Consider the following 16,489-nt stretch of genomic DNA (forward strand, 5'->3'; position numbering starts at 1 on the left):
TGAAGAGCTGGGTGTTCGGCGTCGGCTCCAGGCTGTTGGCCGCGAGCTGGTCGAACAGCTTCATGACCACGGGCTTCAGGGGCACCTTGCGCAGGACCGTCAGCGCGGCAAGCTCGGCCGGCTTGAGTGCCAGCTCTCCGACGCGCACCGGCGGATAGGCGAGCGTCGCGTCGAGGAACAGGTCGTAGCGCTCGTGGAAGGTCGCCGTCAGTCGGCTCGTCCGGAGGGTGGTGTTGCGCGCCTCCTGCATGTCCACCGCGGAGAGCATCTGGCCGATCTGCGCGAGGGCCCACGTCGACGGCTCGACGTCGGTCGGTCCCACGGGCCTGCCGATGAGCTGGGCGATCTCCTTCATCTGCACCGCCACGTTGGTAGCGACGGTCACCAGGTACGCGCGCACCAGCTCCTCGCGGTCGAAGCGCGGCGCGTCCTCGACGACCTCGTGTCCCAGCTCCTCGCACAGCTTCACCGCGTCCCGGACCGCCGCCACGCAGTCCGGGTGGACGTGCTTGCCAAAGAGCGAGCCGGTGGAGAAGGCGATGCGGAGCCGTCCGGGCGGAGTGCCCACCTCCTGGAGGTAGGGCCGCGCGGGAGGCACCACCATGTACGGCGCACCGGACTCCGGGCCCTGCGTCGCATCGAGCATCGCGGCGCTGTCGCGCACGCTGCGGGTCAGCACGTGCTGCTGGACGAAGCCACCCCACCCTTCGCCCACGTCCGGGCCCACGGGGTTGCGCGCGCGGGTCGGTTTGATGCCAAAGAGGCCACAGGCGGACGCGGGGATGCGGATGGAGCCGCCACCGTCGCCTCCGTGCGCCATGGGCACCACCCGCGCCGCCACGCACGCCGCCGAGCCCCCGCTGGAGCCTCCCGGCGTGTGATCCAGGTTCCACGGGTTGCGCGTCGGTCCTCGCAGCGCCGGCTCGGTGACGCCGAGGATTCCCAGCTCGGGCGTGTTCGTCTTGCCCACGATGATGACGCCCGAGCGGCGCTGGCGCGCGAGCAGCTCCGAGTCATGGTCGGGGATGAAGCCCACCAGCGCCCGGCACCCGCCCGCGTAGGGCTCGCCCGCCAGATAGCCGTCGAGGTCCTTCACCAGGAAGGGTACCCCGGTGAAGGGGCCCTCGGGCAGCGTTCCCGCAGCGGCCTTGCGCGCCTGGTCGTACATCTTGTGGACCACGGCGTTGAGCTTCGGGTTGAGGGCCTCGATGCGCGCGATGGCCTCCTCGACCAGCTCGGTCGGGTGGACCTCCTTGTTGCGCACCCGCTCGGCGAGGGCGGTGGCGTCGAGCTCGTCATATCCCTGGATGGCCATGGGCTGGCTCTCTACCATGCGCGCGCCATGGCGAAGAAACCCCAATACTGGCTGATCAAGAGCGAGCCCTCCGTCTACCCCTACGCGCGGTTGGTGAAGGACGGCAGGACGGAGTGGACGGGCATTCGCAACTACGAGGCCCGCAACAACCTCCGGGCGATGAAGCCCGGGGACCTGTGCCTCTACTACCACTCGAACGAGGGCAAGGCGGTGGTGGGCGTGGCCCGCGTGCTCACCGAGGCGGGGCCGGACCCCACCGCGCCCGGCGAGGACTGGGCCTCCGTGGACATGGGCCCCGTGGTGGCCGTCCAGGAGCCGGTGACGCTCGCCACCATCAAGGCCACCCCCGAGCTGAAGGACATCCCGCTCATCACCAAGAGCCGCATCAGCGTGGTCCCCGTCACCGCCGAGCACTTCAAGCGCATCCTCGAGATGAGCCGGACGAAGCTCCCCCGCTCCGCCTGAGCTACGCCTTGACCCCGACCGCCTGCACCATGCCGGGCGCGGCGCGGAACTTCACGGACCTGCGCGGAGTGAAGCCCGCCTGACGGAGCCAGTCCCGCATCTCGTCGAGGGCCCACGTGCCGGACGCGCTGGTGAGGGCGAAGTAGAGGTCCATCAGCGCACCGCTCTGGTTCTTCGGTGACGGCCGCTTCCCCCGCTCGAAATCCTGGAGGATGAACACCCCGCCCGGAACGAGCGCTCGGAAGACCTTGCGCGCGACCTCGCCGTTCTGCTCGCGCGTGAAGTGGTGCGCCACCGAGGACATGAACACGAAGTCATAGGTGCCCTCCCCCAGGTCATCGGTGAGGACGTTCCCCGCGATGAGCTCGAGGCGCTCTCCGAGCTGGTGCGCCTCCACGAACGGGCGCGCATGCTGCACCGCCGCCTCGAGGTCGAGGATCGTCGCGCGCAGCCCGGGGTACTTGCGCAGGAAGGCCGCGGAGTAGGTTCCGCCCGAGCCGCCGATGTCGAGCATCCGGCGGGCGCCCTTGGGAACAGGGGTCCGGGCCACCACCTCTCCCAAGCTGAGCCGGCCCACGTCGACCATCCCCGCCTGGTACGAGCGCCACTCCGCCGCACTGTTCGAGCTGTGCAGCTCGATGGGCTTGCCGTCGCGCACGAAGGACTCGAGCTGGTCGAGGTAGCGCCACTCGAGGAGCTGGAAGCGCAGCTTGTTGGCGAGCGAGTGCGGGCTGTCGAGCAACAGCCACTTGCGAGACACCGGCCGCAGCGAGTACCGCCGCGTCGTGTCCTCGTACGCCAGGTAGTCACACCCCACCAGGCAGTTGAGGAGCGCCTCGGTGGCTCGCGGGTGCGTGCCACGGACCCGGGCGAGCTCCTCGACCGTCCGGGCCTCGTCCTTGAGCGCCTCGAAGAGGCCCAGCTCGACGCCCGCCATCACGGCGCGGGCCTGCGTGAAGGCGAGCTGGGTCTCGATGATCGGCCGGGGGACGAGCCCCGCGGCGAGCACGAGCCGCTCGATGGGGTTTTCTGGAATGACTCCCAACCGCATGGGACCCTCCTGGGACTAGAGACTCAGGCGTTGGCGGGGTGCAGCTTCTGCTGCAACAGGTTCGCCCGGTTGCGCGCCGCCAGGAGTTGCTGCCTCAGGGACTCGGCGTCGCGCGACACGTCCAGGAAGTCGTGCGCCTCCGCGTCGCTCGCCAGCTTTCCGGCGTTGTCCGCCACCTGTGTCATCCGCTCGTTCACCAGCTGCAGCGAGGAGATGATCTCCTCGGCCTTCATCGGCTGGCCCTGCTGCGTCATCCCGGCCACTTCCTGCATCTGCGTGCTGAGCGCCCCCGCCTCCTGCCCCAGCCCGCCGAAGCGCTGCATCAGCTCCTGGTACACCTTGGTGCGCGTCTGGAGCTCCTGCGCCCGGCTGTTCACCTCGGTCGCCAGCGTCTGCTGCCGGTCCCTCCACTTGTTGAGCACCCCGAGCAGCGAGCGCATGTTGGCCACCATCCGCTCGTCGCAGTCCGCCACCTGGTTGAGCAGCTTGCCCATCCTCTCCAGGTGCTTCTGCGAGCGCATGGGGCCACTGCGAACCTCCTCCGCGAGGGTCTCGAACTTGCGCAGCTCCTCCTCGATGGCCGTCGCCGCGGCAACCAGCTCGGAGGACTCGGACTGCGGACGCTTGCTCATAAAGGACGACTCCGATTCGGAAGAAGAGGACTCTCTCCGGGTTCTACCTGCTCGCCCCCCGGACTCATTTCCCGGAACTTGCCTGGACAGGAGCCGGCGTGAGCAGCGTCACCTTCGGACCCACGAAGGTGTGGCGCTGGATTGCCACCCAGTAGACAGTCAGCAGGGCGAGGGCCCCGGCGAACGTATACCCCGCCAGCTGGTTGGGGGGCAGGACGAAGAGCACCATCACCACTCCGCACCAGCCCAGCGCCACCAGGTTCACCGGCGTGGACAGGCGCCCCAGGTCCCACGGCCCCCGGTGCGACCACGTCCCGCTGCGCCGCGCGCGCCAGCCCACCAGCACGGGCAGTGCGTACGAGGCATAGAGGGCCAGCGTGCTGAGCGCCACCATGGCCGCGTACGCCCCGCTCCAGAGGGCCACCACGAAGGCCGCCGCCACCGACACCCAGATGGCCACATGGGGGCTGCGGAAGCGCGGCGACACCCGCGCCACCAGCGACGAGGCCGGCAGCCCCCCGTCCCGGGCGAACGCGAAGAGCATGCGCGAGTTGGACGTCACCGAGGCCAGCCCGCAGAACCACATGGCGCCGATGGCGATCCACACCATCGCCCCGCCCAGCGCCGGCCCCAACGACTCGCGCAGCACGTACAGGAAGGGGTTGGCCGAGGCGGCGGCGGCCGGCAGATCCTTGATGGCCAGCGTCACCCCCACCAGCAGCGCGTAGCCCACCACCGCGCTCACCGCCACGGACAGGAAGATGCCCCAGGGCGCGTTGCGCGTGGGGTCCACCGTCTCCTCGGAGATGTGGGCGCTGGCGTCGTAGCCGGTGAACGTCCACTGCGCCTGCAACAGGCCGATGAGGAAGACGTAGCCGTAGCCGTGGGTGCCGAGGTAGCCCTCCGAGGAGAAGCGTGTGAGGAGGAAGGAGACGTCCTGCTTGGGCGCGAAGGCCACCAGCGCGCCGATGACCACGGCCACTCCCACCAGGTGATACCAGGCCGACAGGTCGTTGAGCATCGCCACCACGCGCACGCCCACGTGGTTGAGCACGGCGTGCGACAGCAGGATGGCCGCGTAGAGCGGCAGCACGGAGCCCCGCTCCCGTGGCCACCCGAACATGTCCGCGAGGAACTCCGCCAGCCCGTAGTCGATGCCCGCGGTGATGGCGAACTGGCCGATGGTGTTGAGCCACGCGGTGAAGAAGCCCACCCGGGGGCCGCCGAGCATGGCGGCCCAGTGGTAGAGCGCTCCGGCCGTGGGGAACGAGGAGGCGAGCTGCGCGAGGCTCGCCGCCACCGTCAGCGTCATCACCGCCACCAGGGGCCACCCGATCCCCATGACGAACGGCCCGCCAAAGCGCAGGCCATGGCCATAGAGCGTCACCGCTCCGGTGAGGATGGAGATGATGGAGAAGGAGACGGCGAAGTTGGAGAAGCCGCCCATGTCGCGCAGCAGCTGCTGCGCGTACCCCAGGCGCTGGAGCTGGGCCGCATCCGCGTCCAACTGGTGCTTCTTGTCGGCATCCATGCCCGGCACTATGGGCACGGGGTCCGGGCGATGGGAGGGGACGGCGGCGCGGAGTGTGGGCTCGTAGGCGCTCCGGAGCGGGGGCGGCTACTTCCTGCGCTCCTCGTGCTCCTGGCCGGGCGCCGGGGGCGTCACGATGCGCCGCTCGATGCGGAAGTGCCGCGCGCCCATCCCCAGGGGCATGGGGCCCATCTCCGCCTCCAGCTTCGCCCAGTAGTCGGGGCCCAGCGCCTTCTTGATGGCCACCAGCAGGCCCACCCGGTTCTGGCGCACCGCCGTCTCCGCGCGGCCCGCCTTCTCCACCAGGTCCTTCACGGTGCCCTCGTTGGGGCTCGGCTGGCGCAGCTCCTTCTCCAGCACGAGCTGGGCCCGCTTGAGGTCCGCCTCCAGGCCGATCAGCGCCTCATTGGCCGTGAACGTCAGATCCTGCACCTTCTGCACGAGTTCCCGCGGCAGGCCGATCTTCGCCGCCACCTGCGGAGGAATCCCGAAGGACGGGGGGGCCAGGGGCGGCTCGGGCGGGAGCGGAGGAGGCGGCGGCATCGGGGCCCTGCCCGGCCCCCGCATGATCACCACGTCCTCCTCCGTGTCCTGGGCGAGCGCGGGCACGGCGGTGAGGACCAGGAGAGCGCACATCAGCTTCTTCATCATGGGACGGCTCCTTTCGTTACTGCTTCAGACTTCGAGTCACTGCGACTTCGGGACATGGAAGGCCGCGAGGGCCGACTGGAAGGGCTCCGCGTCGAGCGCCGTGGAGTCCGGCGGGCGCACCCACGCGGCGAGCGCTCCGAAGGGCTGGTACATGGCGTCCTCGACGCTCGGGTGGGTGCGCGTGTAGCCGTGCACCTCGTCGAACAGCAGCCCGAGGGAGGCGACCTCCCCCTGCGCGGCCTGGGTGGGCTGCTCGACCTGGAGGGAGCCCTCGAGGGGGCCGCCCACCACCGGATCGGCCTCGCCGGACACCGGCGTCCTCACGCGCGGCGAGATGAGCAGCACCAGGGCGACCGCGGCGGCGGTGGCGGTGGCGCTGGCGGCCACCCGGCGGCGGTGCTGGCGGCGGCGCACCTCTCCGAGGATGGCCTCGCGCGAGAGGGTGGCCGGCTCCGGCGGGTCGGGCAGGCGCAGCACGCTGGCGGACGCATGGAGGCCGGCGAGCGCACGGCACTCGGCGCACTGCTCCAGGTGGGCCTGGAGGCCCGGGGGCCGGGGCAGGCGCTCGTCCACGAGGGCCGCGGCGAAGTCCTGGCAACTCATGGGGTGTCTCCTTGAAGCGCGTCGGCGGCCTTGAGCTTCCGAAGCGCACGGTAGAGGTGGATGCGGACGGTGCCGCGGCCGATGTTCATGGCATCGGCGATGGCGTCGAGCTCGAGCCCCTCCAGGTAGCGGAGGGAGAAGGCCGTGGCCTGCTGGGCCGGAAGGGTCCTCAGGGCCCGGCCAAAGGCGCGCCAGCGCTCGACACCGGCGAAGCGCTCCTCGGGCGAGGGGTGCGAGTCCGGTCCGAGGTCCAGCACCTCGCGCACGACGCTCCACACCCGGCGCCGGCGCAGGTGGCCGATGGCGCGCGAGACGAGGATGCGCCGCAGCCAGGCCGGGCCCGCCTTGGGGTCCCGGAGGGCGTGGCGCTTCTCATAGGCATCGGCCAGGGTGGCCTGGACGAGGTCCCTCGCCTCCTCCCCGTCCCAGACGAGCCGCCGTGCCAGGCGCAGGAGAGCCGCCTGCTCGCTCTCCACGAGCACGTCGAAGTCGAGGGGGGTGCCCCTCGCTCCCATCGGCGTCTCGTCCATGACGGCGGTGCCCTTCAAGAGTGGACCTCGTTGCCCGGTTTCCACAGGAGAGGACGCGTGAACCCCGGGGGAGGCATACACCGGATTTTTTCCCCCATTTTTTCGCCCCTCCGGGAGAATCCGCGACCGCCATGCCCCCTTACGAGCTCCGCCAAATCCCCGCCTCCGAGACGCGCTACCTCCGCCACGTCGTGCTCCGCCCGCACCAGCGCCCCGAGGAGCTGGTCTACCCGGGGGACGACGCCGCGGACACCGTCCACCTGGGGTTGTACGTGGAGGGCCAGCAGCTCGGGGTGGCGTCGCTCTACCGGGAGCCCCGGCCCGGCTCCCAAGCGCCCACCGAGTGGCGCCTGCGGGGCATGGCGGTGCTCGTCACCGAGCAGGGCAAGGGCTACGGGGCGGCACTGCTGCGGGCCTGCATGGATCACGCGGTGCGTCACGGCGGCACCCAACTGTGGTGCAACGCGCGGACGACGGCCTCGGGCTTCTACCGAGCGCTGGACTTCGCCGTGGAGGGGCAGGAGTTCGAACTGCCCGGCATCGGCCCGCACTACCTCATGTGGCGCGCGCTCTGACTCAGACGGCGGTGGCGGTGCGCTGCAGCCGGCCGGCGAGCTGGGTGTACTGGTCGCGCTTGTCCGTGTCGCCCAGGTGCGCCCAGACGTCCGCCAGGGCCCTGGCCGCCTCGGCCAGCCCCGGGTTGAGCTCCAGCGCCACCTCCAGCACGTGCCGGGCGTGCCGGTAGCGCGCCTTGCCCGTCAGCCCGATGCCTCGCGTCCGGTGCTTGCCCGACTCCGTCGCCAGCGCCTCGCCCAGGTTGGCGATCTCCACCGCGCTCGCCTCGCGCCAGGCGTGCTCGGTGTTGAGCTCCAGGGCCTGGTCGAGCAGGTTCCTCGCCAGCTCCGGCTCGTCCAGCTCGAGCTGGCAGATGGCCGCGTTGCGGTAGTGCTCGGCCGTCTCGGGGTCCAGGTCGATGGCGCGCTCGAAGCACTTCAGCGCCTCGCGCGGACGCCCCAGGCTGGCGTACTCCGAGCCCTTGGCGCTCAGTGCCAGCACGTCATTGGGGTCCTGGGACAGCACGCGGTCAAACGCCTGGATCGCGGCCTCGTGGTTGCCAGACATCGAGAGGCTCACGCCCTCGTTGAATGCCGCTAACAGCTTGGACGACATATGCCCCCTTCGCGCCGGTCCAGACTTCAGCCCGGTGCTGACGGTCGAGAGTCTACAGCACGGACTGACCAGCCTGACAGGCCGGGGGGTCCGCTGAAAACCCGGAGACCAGGGGGACCTCACGTGCTGTGGACCAGGCCACGGCTTGCCAGCGGGCGCTCCTTCAGCGGGGCATTAGCGAGGGTGATCGTCCCGGTGCGTCAGGGAGCCTTCCGCAGCGTGAGGGAGGTCTGCGACAGCTCCGGCGGCAGGGACAGCGGCGCGCGGCGGGCGTCCTCGGGGGAGCGGGCCAGTGCGCGCGCCGACTCCATCAGGGCCTTCACGTCGAAGGGGGCGTCACTGGTGACGAAGAAGAAGCGCTCGAAGGCGGGGGCGTCATCCAGCTCGTACGCGCTGGGCAGCGACACCGTTCCGCCCTTCAGCTCGGGCGAGCCGGTGAGCACCTCCGGGGAGTGGAGCGTGACGGAGCCTCGGCCGTCGATGGACAGCAGCGCGCCGTAGGGCTTGCCCGCGGACACGTAGCCGAGCTGCAACACGTCCCCCCGCCGCGCCTGGGACTGGTCCGCGAGTGGCTCGGGAGCGCCTCGCGTCTGGCGGTGGAGGAGCAGCTTGGGCTCCAGGCCCTTGGTGCGCGTCGTGTCCAGCAGCACCGCCCGTGGCTGCCGGGGCTCCTCGGGCAGCTCTCGCTGGGAGAAGAGCATCAGCGCCGCGAGCCCCGCGGCCACGGGCACGCCCAGCGCGAGGGCCGGCAGCCAGCGGCGAGACGTCTGGACCGGGCGCGAGGCCTCCACCCCCCGGCGGCGGCGTGCCACCTCGGCGGCGACCCGGGCCGGAGGGAGCTTCGTCAGCGTGGCTCCGTCATCGGCCTCCAGCTTCGCGAGGCGCTCGAGGCCTCCGGGCTCGGCGGCCAACCGCGCACGGGCGGCGGCCAGTTCCTCGGGGGGCAGCTCTCCCAGGGCGATGCGCTCCAACAGCCAGTCGGGCGTGCGTTGGGACATGGTCAGGCGGCCTCCAGTTCCCGCAGGTGGGCGCGCAAGGTGCGCAGGCGCTTGCGGACGCCCGAGACGGAGAGGCCCACCTCTCGAGCCACCTCCTCATAGGTCATGCCATCCACCAGGTGCAGCACGGCGATGGTGCGCGTGGACACCTGCTCGCGTCCGAAGAGCCGATCCAACACCGCCGCCGCCCCCGTGCGCGCCTCCAGGTCCTCCAGGGACGCGATGCGCATCAGCAACTCCTCGTCCGAGTCCGCGGGCCGCCGGCGCTCCGAGCGCATGCGGTTGAGGCACACGTTCGTCGCCATGCGGTGCAGCAGGCTGGAGGGAGCCGTCTGCGACAGGGCCTCCTGGTGGTCGAGGAGCTGGACGAAGACGTCCTGCATGGCATCCACGGCCCGCTCCTCGTCGCGCAGGAGGAAGCGGCAGCGCCGGAGCACCATCGGTCCATACCGGCGGTAGCAGGCTTCTACGTCGATGGCCAACGCGGTCCCTCCGTCCTCGCGCGCACCAGAACACCGGAGCGGGCGCGAACTGTTACCGCGTACCGTTTCCTCGGGTACGACGGGATGGCGAGGCCCCGTAAGCAGCCGGAATCACGCCCGTCAGACGGAGGCGTGTCATCTCGCGTCACGGCCAGGACGCTCCGCCCTCGCCGCGCCTCCTCGCGGGCCAGCCGCGTCAACGTGTACCCACACCCGAGCAGGACGAGAGGAAGCATGGTCCGCGCTTAACGAGCCCCCGTGGACGACGCAAGCGGTGCGCTATAGTCGGCGGCCGTTTCTTCTCCACTCCTGGACCGGGGGGCCCCCCATGCACGCGGAACGCTTCAAAGTCTCCATCTCCGATGAAGTCCTCACGGATCTCCGTGACCGTCTTTCGAGGACGCGCTGGCCGAGCGACGCCGGCAACGAGAGCTGGGCCTACGGCACCCAGCAGGAGTATCTCGCCGGACTCGTGCGCTACTGGCGGGAGGGGTTCGACTGGCGCGCCCAGGAGAAGGCCATCAACGCCTTCTCCCACTTCCGCACCACGCTCGATGGCAACCCCATCCACTTCATCCACGAGAAGGGCAAGGGTCCCAACCCCACGCCGATCATCCTGACCCACGGCTGGCCGTGGACGTTCTGGGATATGCACAAGCTCATCGGCCCGCTGACGAACCCGGCCGCGTACGGCGGAGATCCGCGTGACGCGTTCGACGTCGTCGTGCCCTCGCTGCCGGGCTTCGGCTTCTCCACGCCCCTGACGAAGACGGGCGTGAACTGGTGGAAGACGGCGGACCTGTGGGTGCAGCTCATGGAGGGGCTCGGCTACCCGCGCTTCGCCGTGCACGGCGGTGACTGGGGCGGACTCGTCAACCTGCAGCTCGGGCACAAGTACGCGGACCGGCTGATCGGCCTGTACAACCTGGGACTGGCGCCGCTCGACGTCTTCAGCAAGGGCCCTCCTCCTCCCACCGAGTACGGCCCGGACGAGCAGGAGGCCCTCGGGCGGACCATGCTCTTCTTCATGGAGGGCAGCGCGTACTCGGCCGTCCAGAGCACGCGCCCGCAGACACTCGCCTATGCGATGCACGACTCGCCCGTGGGCATGTGTGCGTGGATCCTCGAGAAGCGCCGGGCCTGGAGCGACTGCGGGGGAGACGTCGAGAAGGTCTTCTCCCGGGATGAGCTGCTCACCACGATGACCCTCTACTGGGCCACCCAGAGCTTCGGGAGCGCCGCGCGCTACTACTACGAGGCCACGCACCAGCCCTGGCAGCCGTCGCACGACCGGATGCCCGTCGTCGAGGCCCCCACCGCCGTGGCCGTCTTCCCGCGGGACGTCGCCCAGATGCCCCGGCGCTGGGCCGAGCGCTACATCAACCTCCAGCGCTGGACGCCCTTCCCCCGGGGCGGGCACTTCGGACCCATGGAGCAGCCGGAACTCCTGGTGGAAGACATCCGGTCCTTCTTCCGGACGCTGCGCGGCTGACGGTTGGCCAGCAGTCGACGGCGGGGGCCAGTACTTCAAGACGTACAGGGGGGGCGGTGGTACAAGCCCCCCACTGTGAGCACCACTCCCGCCGCCCCTCCGTCCTTCGAACAACTGGGCCTCCAGCCCGCCCTCGTCGAGGCGCTCCACGCGCTCGGCTATGAGGAGCCCACCCCCATCCAGCGCGCCGCCCTCCCCCCGCTGCTCGCGGGCAAGGACCTGCTCGGCATCGCCGCCACCGGCACCGGGAAGACGGCCGCCTTCGCCCTGCCCCTGCTCCAGCGCCTCACCCCCGGCGAGCACGCGGCGTTCTCCACGTCCGCGCTCGTGCTCGTCCCCACGCGTGAGCTCGCCATGCAGGTGGCCGAGGCCATCCACCGCTACGGCCAGAAGCTCGGCGTGAGCGTGCTGCCCATCTACGGCGGCCAGCCCATGGGGCAGCAGTTGCGCGTCCTCAAGCGCGGCGTGGACGTCGTCGTCGCCACCCCGGGCCGCGCACTGGACCACATGAGGCGCCAGTCGCTCCTGCTCGACTCCGTGCGCACCGTGGTGCTCGACGAGGCCGACGAGATGCTCGACATGGGCTTCGCCGAGGACCTGGAGGCCCTCCTGGAGGCCACCCCGGAGGAGCACCAGACGGCCCTCTTCTCCGCCACCCTGCCCCCGCGCATCGCCTCCATCGCCGAGCGCCACCTGAACGAGCCCGTCCACGTGCGCATCGCCAAGGAGAAGGTGGCGCCCGGCACCGGCCCGCGCGTGCGCCAGACGGCCTACATCGTCCCGCGCGCCTTCAAGGCCGCCACGCTCGGGCGCGTGCTGGACGTGGAGGCCCCCACCGCCGCCATCGTCTTCTGCCGCACCCGCACCGAGGTGGATGAGCTCACCGTGTCGCTCAACGGCCGCGGCTGGCGGGCCCAGGCGCTCCACGGCGGCATGGACCAGGCGCAGCGCGACCGCGTCCTCAAGCAGTTCAAGACCCACGCCATCGAGCTGCTCGTCGCCACGGACGTGGCCGCGCGCGGGCTGGACATCGAGAAGCTCTCCCACGTCGTCAACTACGACGTGCCCAACGCCCCCGAGGCGTACGTCCACCGCATCGGCCGCACCGGTCGCGCCGGGCGCGAGGGCGTGGCCATCACCCTGGCCGAGCCGCGCGAGCACCGGCTGCTGCGCAACATCGAGAAGCTCACCGGCCAGAAGATCGAAGTGGCCACCGTGCCCACCGTGGCGGACCTGCGTGCCCGCCGGCTGGAGCTCGTCCGCGCCTCCCTGCGCGAGGCCCTGGTGGCGGGCGAGCTCGACTCCTACCGCTCCGTGGTGGAGAGCCTCGCCTCCGAGTTCGACCTGCTGGAGGTGGCCGCCGCCGGGGTGAAGCTGCTCCATGACGCCCAGGTGGAGGGCCGTGACGAGGAGGAGGAGAAGGACATCCCCCTGGTGGCCCCGCCCACGGACAGGCCCTCGCGGTCCCCACATCCGGGCAAGGACGCCCGGACCGCCGCACGTCCCGGCATGAGGGAACGGCCTGGGGCGGAGTCTCGGGGGCCCAAGCGCCGCACGGGCCCGTCGGAGGACTTCGAGATGGCGCGGCTGTTCATCGGCGTGGGCCGCAACGCGGGGGTACGGCCCGCGGATCTGGTGGGCGCCATCGCTGGCGAGGCGGGCGTGGAGGGCAAGCGGATCGGCGCCATCCAGATTGGCGACACCCACTCGCTCGTCGAGGTGCCCGAATCCATGGCGGATCAGATCGTCACCGCGCTGAAGCAGACCACGCTGCGCGGCAAGAAGGTCCCCGTGCGCCGCGACCGGGGCTGAAATACCCAGGGCAGGACACCCGCGAGGGGTAGAGCCACACGAAATGGAGGGGTGTCATGAGGTCTCGACTCGCTTCGCTTCTGCTGCTGCCGATCCTCGCGGGAGGGTGCCTGCCGCGCGCCCCCGAGGCCGCCGTCCGGGTGGACGTCTCCTACGGCTTCAAGGCCGGGTGCATCACCGTCACCGCCCGGGATGCGGAAGGCGAGGGCCAGGAGGCGAGAGAGCAGCTCGAGGTGCTCCAGCGAGGGCCCTCGACGGTGCGCCTGGCCGTCTTCCGCCAGGAGAGCTGGAGCCACACCCTGGAGATCACCACCACGGCCCATGAGCAGTCCTGCGACGGGAATGAAGTGGCCCGGGACGTGCGCACGGTGAAGCTCGAGACGAAGGCGGGCATCGAGCAGCTCGCCATCACCCTGGACGCGCCGGACGCGGATGGGGACGGCTATGTCGCCGCGGACCACAACGGGAGGGACTGCGACGACGCGCACGAGGACAGCCGCCCCGGCGCCAGCGAGGTGTGCGACGCCCGGGACAATGACTGCGACGGGAACGTCGATCAGGGCGTGGGCTCGCCCTGGTTCCCGGACCGGGACGGGGATGGCTTCGGCGACAAGGCCGCCACCGCGGTGTTGAGCTGCACCAGGCCCGCGAACTCGGGCACCACCCGCTACGTGGAGAACGCCACGGACTGCCGGGACTCGGACCCTGGAGCCTTCCCCCGCGCCAACTTCACGGAGACCCGGTGCGACGAGATCGACGAGGACTGCGATGGCACCGTGGATGATGGATTCGCCAAGGGCACCTCGTGCAGCGGGGTCTGCCCCGGTGGGCGGAACGTCTGCAACGCCAGCCACACCGGGCTGACCTGCGAAGCCCCCCAGCCCACCTCCTATTACGCGGATAGGGACGGCGATGGCGCGGGTAACGCTCAAGAGTCGTTCCCGGTGTGTCCTGGTGCGACGCCGCCTCCGGGCACCGTCCCCAACACGGACGACTGCGACGATCGTGACAAGCACAACCGGAGTGGCGGCTCGGAGGTATGCGACGACCGGGACAACACCTGTAACACCCAGCGGGACGAGGGGGGCGTCTGCGGGGGCAAGGGATGGAAGGTGTTCACGGACGACCCCGCCCTCAGCGGCGACCACCATTGGAAGACCGTGGCGCTCGGAGCGAACGGTCTTGTGTGGGTGGCGGGAGACAGGGGCGCGCTCGCAGTGCGCACCGCGGCGGGCCAGCCTTTCAAGAGCCTTGATGAAAGTTGCGGAGACATCCACTGGCGCGCCGCATGGGTCCGTCCCAGCGACGGCCACGTCTTCCTCGCTGGCTACGACGCGAACGTCGCCGAGCACACGGGTACGAGTTGCACCAACCAGAGGAAACACACCTCCAACAATAATGAATTCACGGGCATCGTGGGATTCACCTCGGGAACGACGACCCAGCTCTACGTGGTGGACGCCAAGGGCAGGTTGTATGCGTGGACGCCGGGCAGTGACCTGGAGGAGCGATACAACCTGTACCCTCCCACCTACTCCGGCCTCCACGGAGTGACGTCCACGCAGCTGTTCGCGGTCGGCGGCACGGAAGACACCAACACCCCGTACATCTCCAGCTATCCCGGCAGCGGCGGAGAGAGCGCCGTGACGACGCACACCCCGCGCGACGTCATGGGCTACACCGGGGCCCTGCGCGCCGTGTGGATGGCCAACTCCAGCCTCGCCTATGCCGTGGGAGACAAGGGACTGGTGATGAAATGGAGCGGGGGCACGAGCTGGGAGCGGGTAACCGCCCCCCCGGACAACGCCAACGCCACCTTCACCAGCGTGGTAGCGCTGGACCCGTCCTCCATCTACGTCACCGCCGAGAACGGGAAGCTTCGCCGACTGACCGTGGATGGCTGGGCGCCCGCTCTCTCCTATTCGGGGAGCAAGCCCCTCCGGGACATCGCGCTCAGCTCGCCGAGCGACATCTGGGTCGCGGGCGACGACGGCCACGTGGCGCACTTCCCGGAGTAGCGGACCGGCACGGGAGGAGTGAGCCTTCCCGTCATGGAGACACCTCGGGGGAGATGTTCAGGTGGATGGGCGCCTGGAGCGCCTCGAGCGCTTCGAGGACGCCTTCGGCCCCCGGGTTGACGCCGAGCGGCGACACGTAGCTCCAGGCCACACGGCCCTCCGCGTCCACCACGAACAGGGCACGCTCGCAGTAGCCCTCGTGCTCACGGTACACGCCGTAGCTGCGCGCCACCGCGCCCTTGGGCTCGAAGTCGGCGAGCAACGGGAAGTGCAACTTGCGGTGCTCGGCGAAGGCGAGGTGGCACCACACCCCGTCCACCGAGATGCCCAGGAGCTGGGCGTGGTAGCGCTCGAACTCCGTGTGGAGCTCGTTGTAGACGCTCACCTGATCGCCGCACACCGGGCTCCAGTCCGCCGGGTAGAAGACCAGGACGACGGGCCGTCCCCGGAAGTCGGACAGGGAGATCTGCTGGTCGGGTGTGCTGTGCAGACTGAAATCAGGGGCGAGCACACCAGGGAGAAGGGGCCTGGCGGGCGAGGTCGGGCGAGGGCTCATGCGTCTCCCTCCTGTGGCTGGGGCTTCGGCTCGGAGCGGGTTCAACGAGAAAGGTGGGGCCGACACCCTCGCCCCGGGGAGCCCCACCTGGAAGCCCGCTCGCGGGGAGAGCGCCGCACCGAGGGCTGGTGCCGCCTCCCACCGTGCGAGCGAAAAAAGAGGCCCCCTGTGCAGGAGAGACACAGGGGGCCCCAGCTACCCGTCGTCACCGCCCGGGAGCGCCGAAATCATGTCCCGACCGCTTCAGAACTCGGCCGCGGCCCTCGGGTCCACGATGCCGCATTCCTTGATCTTGTAGAGCAGCGCCTTGTAGCTGATGCGCAGCTTGCTGGCCGCGCGACGCTTGTTCCACGCGGTGCGCTGGAGCATGGCCAGGATCGCCTCGCGCTCGGCGAGCATCGCCGCCCGCTTGCCGATGTCCTTCAGCGACATCTCCCCTTCCGGCATGGTCGGAGGAGGAGGCGGCGGCTGCGGCGCGTCGAACGGATTGGCGTAGCGCACCGGCGCCACCGCCTGGTTGGCCGGCACCTCCATCGGGGGCGCGTTGCCCCGCGCCGGCATCTCCAGCACCTGCACCGACGTGCCTCCGCCCACCGTCGCGGCGGCCACCGGCACGCGCACCGTCGGCGCCGGAGGCTCCACGTCCCCGTCTCCCGCGTAAGAGGTGGGCAGCGAGGGCGCGCTCGCCGGCGTCCGGCCTCCCCCGCGCAGCTCGTCGAGCACCAGCGAGGCGTCCTTGAGCACGCACAGCCGGCGCACCATGTTCTCCAGCTCGCGCACGTTGCCCGGCCACTCGTACTCGGTGAAGGCCCGCAGCACCTCGGGCGGCAGCTCCGCCACCCCGCTCATGAAGCCGCGCCCGTACTTCTTCAGGAAGTGGTCCGTCAGCGGCACCACGTCCTCGGGGCGCTCGCGCAGCGCCGGCAGCCGGATGGCCACCACGTTCAAGCGGTAGAAGAGATCCTCGCGGAAGTTGCCCAGCTCGATCTCCCGCTCCAGCTCGCGGTTCGTCGCCACCACCACGCGGCTGTCCACGCGGACGCTCTTCTTGCCGCCCACCCGGAAGAACTCCTCGTCCTGCAACACCTGCAGCAGCTTGGCCTGCAGGCGGATGGCCATCTCGCCGATCTCGTCCAGGAAGATGGTGCCCTGGTCCGCCAGCTCGAACTTGCCGGGCTTCTCC

17 protein-coding genes are annotated in these 16,489 nt (G+C 70.4%); 5 read left to right on the top strand and 12 right to left on the bottom strand.

Going from position 1 to position 16,489, the window contains the following annotated elements:
* Positions 1–1,315, bottom strand: a 1,315-nt coding sequence (locus VF697_RS09840) for an amidase (protein WP_331093592.1), incomplete at its 3' end; no start/stop codon positions are given.
* A gap of 27 nt (positions 1,316–1,342) precedes the next feature.
* Here VF697_RS09840 and VF697_RS09845 point away from each other — a divergent pair.
* Positions 1,343–1,780 (top strand): EVE domain-containing protein, encoded by a 438-nt coding sequence (locus tag VF697_RS09845; RefSeq protein ID WP_331093594.1) that lies wholly within the window; start codon positions 1,343–1,345, stop codon positions 1,778–1,780.
* Position 1,781: 1 nt separating this feature from the next.
* Here VF697_RS09845 and VF697_RS09850 read toward each other — a convergent pair whose 3' ends face one another.
* From VF697_RS09850 to VF697_RS09875, 6 genes are all read right to left on the bottom strand, one after another.
* On the bottom strand, positions 1,782–2,831 hold the full coding sequence (locus tag VF697_RS09850; RefSeq protein ID WP_331093596.1) for a class I SAM-dependent methyltransferase: 1,050 nt from the start codon (positions 2,829–2,831) through the stop codon (positions 1,782–1,784).
* A 23-nt stretch (positions 2,832–2,854) separates the two neighbouring features.
* Positions 2,855–3,463, bottom strand: a complete 609-nt coding sequence (locus VF697_RS09855) for a hypothetical protein (RefSeq protein WP_331093598.1) — start codon at positions 3,461–3,463, stop codon at positions 2,855–2,857.
* 64 nt (positions 3,464–3,527) lie between these two features.
* Positions 3,528–4,994: an amino acid permease gene (locus VF697_RS09860; protein ID WP_331093600.1), complete on the bottom strand. Its 1,467-nt coding sequence runs from the start codon at positions 4,992–4,994 to the stop codon at positions 3,528–3,530.
* A gap of 87 nt (positions 4,995–5,081) precedes the next feature.
* A complete protein-coding gene (locus tag VF697_RS09865; RefSeq protein WP_331093602.1) occupies positions 5,082–5,645 on the bottom strand; it encodes a periplasmic heavy metal sensor in 564 nt (187 codons plus the stop codon).
* A gap of 36 nt (positions 5,646–5,681) precedes the next feature.
* Positions 5,682–6,248, bottom strand: a complete 567-nt coding sequence (locus VF697_RS09870) for a hypothetical protein (RefSeq protein ID WP_331093604.1) — start codon at positions 6,246–6,248, stop codon at positions 5,682–5,684.
* Complete coding sequence (locus VF697_RS09875; protein WP_331093606.1) at positions 6,245–6,796, bottom strand: sigma-70 family RNA polymerase sigma factor; 552 nt, start codon at positions 6,794–6,796, stop codon at positions 6,245–6,247. The genes VF697_RS09870 and VF697_RS09875 overlap by 4 nt, the downstream gene beginning before the upstream one ends.
* A 113-nt stretch (positions 6,797–6,909) precedes the next feature.
* Here VF697_RS09875 and VF697_RS09880 point away from each other — a divergent pair, with 113 nt between their 5' ends.
* Positions 6,910–7,353 carry a GNAT family N-acetyltransferase gene (locus tag VF697_RS09880; protein WP_331093608.1) on the top strand — a complete coding sequence of 148 codons (444 nt, stop codon included), beginning with the start codon at positions 6,910–6,912 and terminating at the stop codon, positions 7,351–7,353.
* A gap of 1 nt (position 7,354) precedes the next feature.
* Here the strand turns inward: VF697_RS09880 and VF697_RS09885 are convergent, their stop codons facing one another.
* The 3 genes from VF697_RS09885 to VF697_RS09895 form a co-directional block, all read right to left on the bottom strand.
* Entirely contained in the window at positions 7,355–7,900 is a 546-nt protein-coding gene (locus VF697_RS09885; protein WP_331093610.1) for a tetratricopeptide repeat protein, read from the bottom strand.
* Positions 7,901–8,148: 248 nt separating this feature from the next.
* Positions 8,149–8,946 carry an ActD protein gene (locus VF697_RS09890; protein WP_331093612.1) on the bottom strand — a complete coding sequence of 266 codons (798 nt, stop codon included), beginning with the start codon at positions 8,944–8,946 and terminating at the stop codon, positions 8,149–8,151.
* Between the two features lie 2 nt (positions 8,947–8,948).
* A complete protein-coding gene (locus VF697_RS09895; protein ID WP_331093614.1) occupies positions 8,949–9,428 on the bottom strand; it encodes a sigma-70 family RNA polymerase sigma factor in 480 nt (159 codons plus the stop codon).
* A gap of 328 nt (positions 9,429–9,756) precedes the next feature.
* Between VF697_RS09895 and VF697_RS09900 the strand changes: the two genes are divergently transcribed.
* The 3 genes from VF697_RS09900 to VF697_RS09910 all read left to right on the top strand — a co-directional run bounded on the left by VF697_RS09900 (position 9,757) and on the right by VF697_RS09910 (position 14,750).
* Entirely contained in the window at positions 9,757–10,920 is a 1,164-nt protein-coding gene (locus VF697_RS09900) for an epoxide hydrolase family protein (RefSeq protein WP_331093616.1), read from the top strand.
* Positions 10,921–10,995: 75 nt separating this feature from the next.
* A complete protein-coding gene (locus VF697_RS09905) occupies positions 10,996–12,732 on the top strand; it encodes a DEAD/DEAH box helicase (protein ID WP_331093618.1) in 1,737 nt (578 codons plus the stop codon).
* Between the two features lie 56 nt (positions 12,733–12,788).
* Entirely contained in the window at positions 12,789–14,750 is a 1,962-nt protein-coding gene (locus VF697_RS09910) for a putative metal-binding motif-containing protein (RefSeq protein ID WP_331093620.1), read from the top strand.
* Positions 14,751–14,781: 31 nt separating this feature from the next.
* On the opposite strand, the gene VF697_RS09915 is transcribed toward VF697_RS09910, so the two are convergent.
* Both VF697_RS09915 and VF697_RS09920 read right to left on the bottom strand, forming a co-directional pair.
* Positions 14,782–15,306 carry a redoxin domain-containing protein gene (locus tag VF697_RS09915; protein WP_331093622.1) on the bottom strand — a complete coding sequence of 175 codons (525 nt, stop codon included), beginning with the start codon at positions 15,304–15,306 and terminating at the stop codon, positions 14,782–14,784.
* 243 nt (positions 15,307–15,549) lie between these two features.
* Positions 15,550–16,489: sigma 54-interacting transcriptional regulator (locus VF697_RS09920; protein WP_331093624.1), on the bottom strand; the 940-nt coding region annotated here is incomplete at its 5' end.

Origin of the sequence: Archangium sp. (genome assembly GCF_036388035.1) — a bacterium.
Lineage (GTDB): Bacteria > Myxococcota > Myxococcia > Myxococcales > Myxococcaceae > Archangium.

Coding starts and splice junctions, on each gene's coding strand:
- VF697_RS09910 (WP_331093620.1), top strand. CDS start 12,789: ATGAGGTCTCGACTCGCTTCGCTTCTGCTGCTGCCGATCCTCGCGGGA.
- VF697_RS09885 (WP_331093610.1), bottom strand. CDS start 7,900: ATGTCTGGCAACCACGAGGCCGCGATCCAGGCGTTTGACCGCGTGCTG.
- VF697_RS09915 (WP_331093622.1), bottom strand. CDS start 15,306: ATGAGCCCTCGCCCGACCTCGCCCGCCAGGCCCCTTCTCCCTGGTGTG.
- VF697_RS09865 (WP_331093602.1), bottom strand. CDS start 5,645: ATGATGAAGAAGCTGATGTGCGCTCTCCTGGTCCTCACCGCCGTGCCC.
- VF697_RS09855 (WP_331093598.1), bottom strand. CDS start 3,463: ATGAGCAAGCGTCCGCAGTCCGAGTCCTCCGAGCTGGTTGCCGCGGCG.
- VF697_RS09900 (WP_331093616.1), top strand. CDS start 9,757: ATGCACGCGGAACGCTTCAAAGTCTCCATCTCCGATGAAGTCCTCACG.
- VF697_RS09870 (WP_331093604.1), bottom strand. CDS start 6,248: ATGAGTTGCCAGGACTTCGCCGCGGCCCTCGTGGACGAGCGCCTGCCC.
- VF697_RS09860 (WP_331093600.1), bottom strand. CDS start 4,994: ATGGATGCCGACAAGAAGCACCAGTTGGACGCGGATGCGGCCCAGCTC.
- VF697_RS09890 (WP_331093612.1), bottom strand. CDS start 8,946: ATGTCCCAACGCACGCCCGACTGGCTGTTGGAGCGCATCGCCCTGGGA.
- VF697_RS09850 (WP_331093596.1), bottom strand. CDS start 2,831: ATGCGGTTGGGAGTCATTCCAGAAAACCCCATCGAGCGGCTCGTGCTC.
- VF697_RS09845 (WP_331093594.1), top strand. CDS start 1,343: ATGGCGAAGAAACCCCAATACTGGCTGATCAAGAGCGAGCCCTCCGTC.
- VF697_RS09880 (WP_331093608.1), top strand. CDS start 6,910: ATGCCCCCTTACGAGCTCCGCCAAATCCCCGCCTCCGAGACGCGCTAC.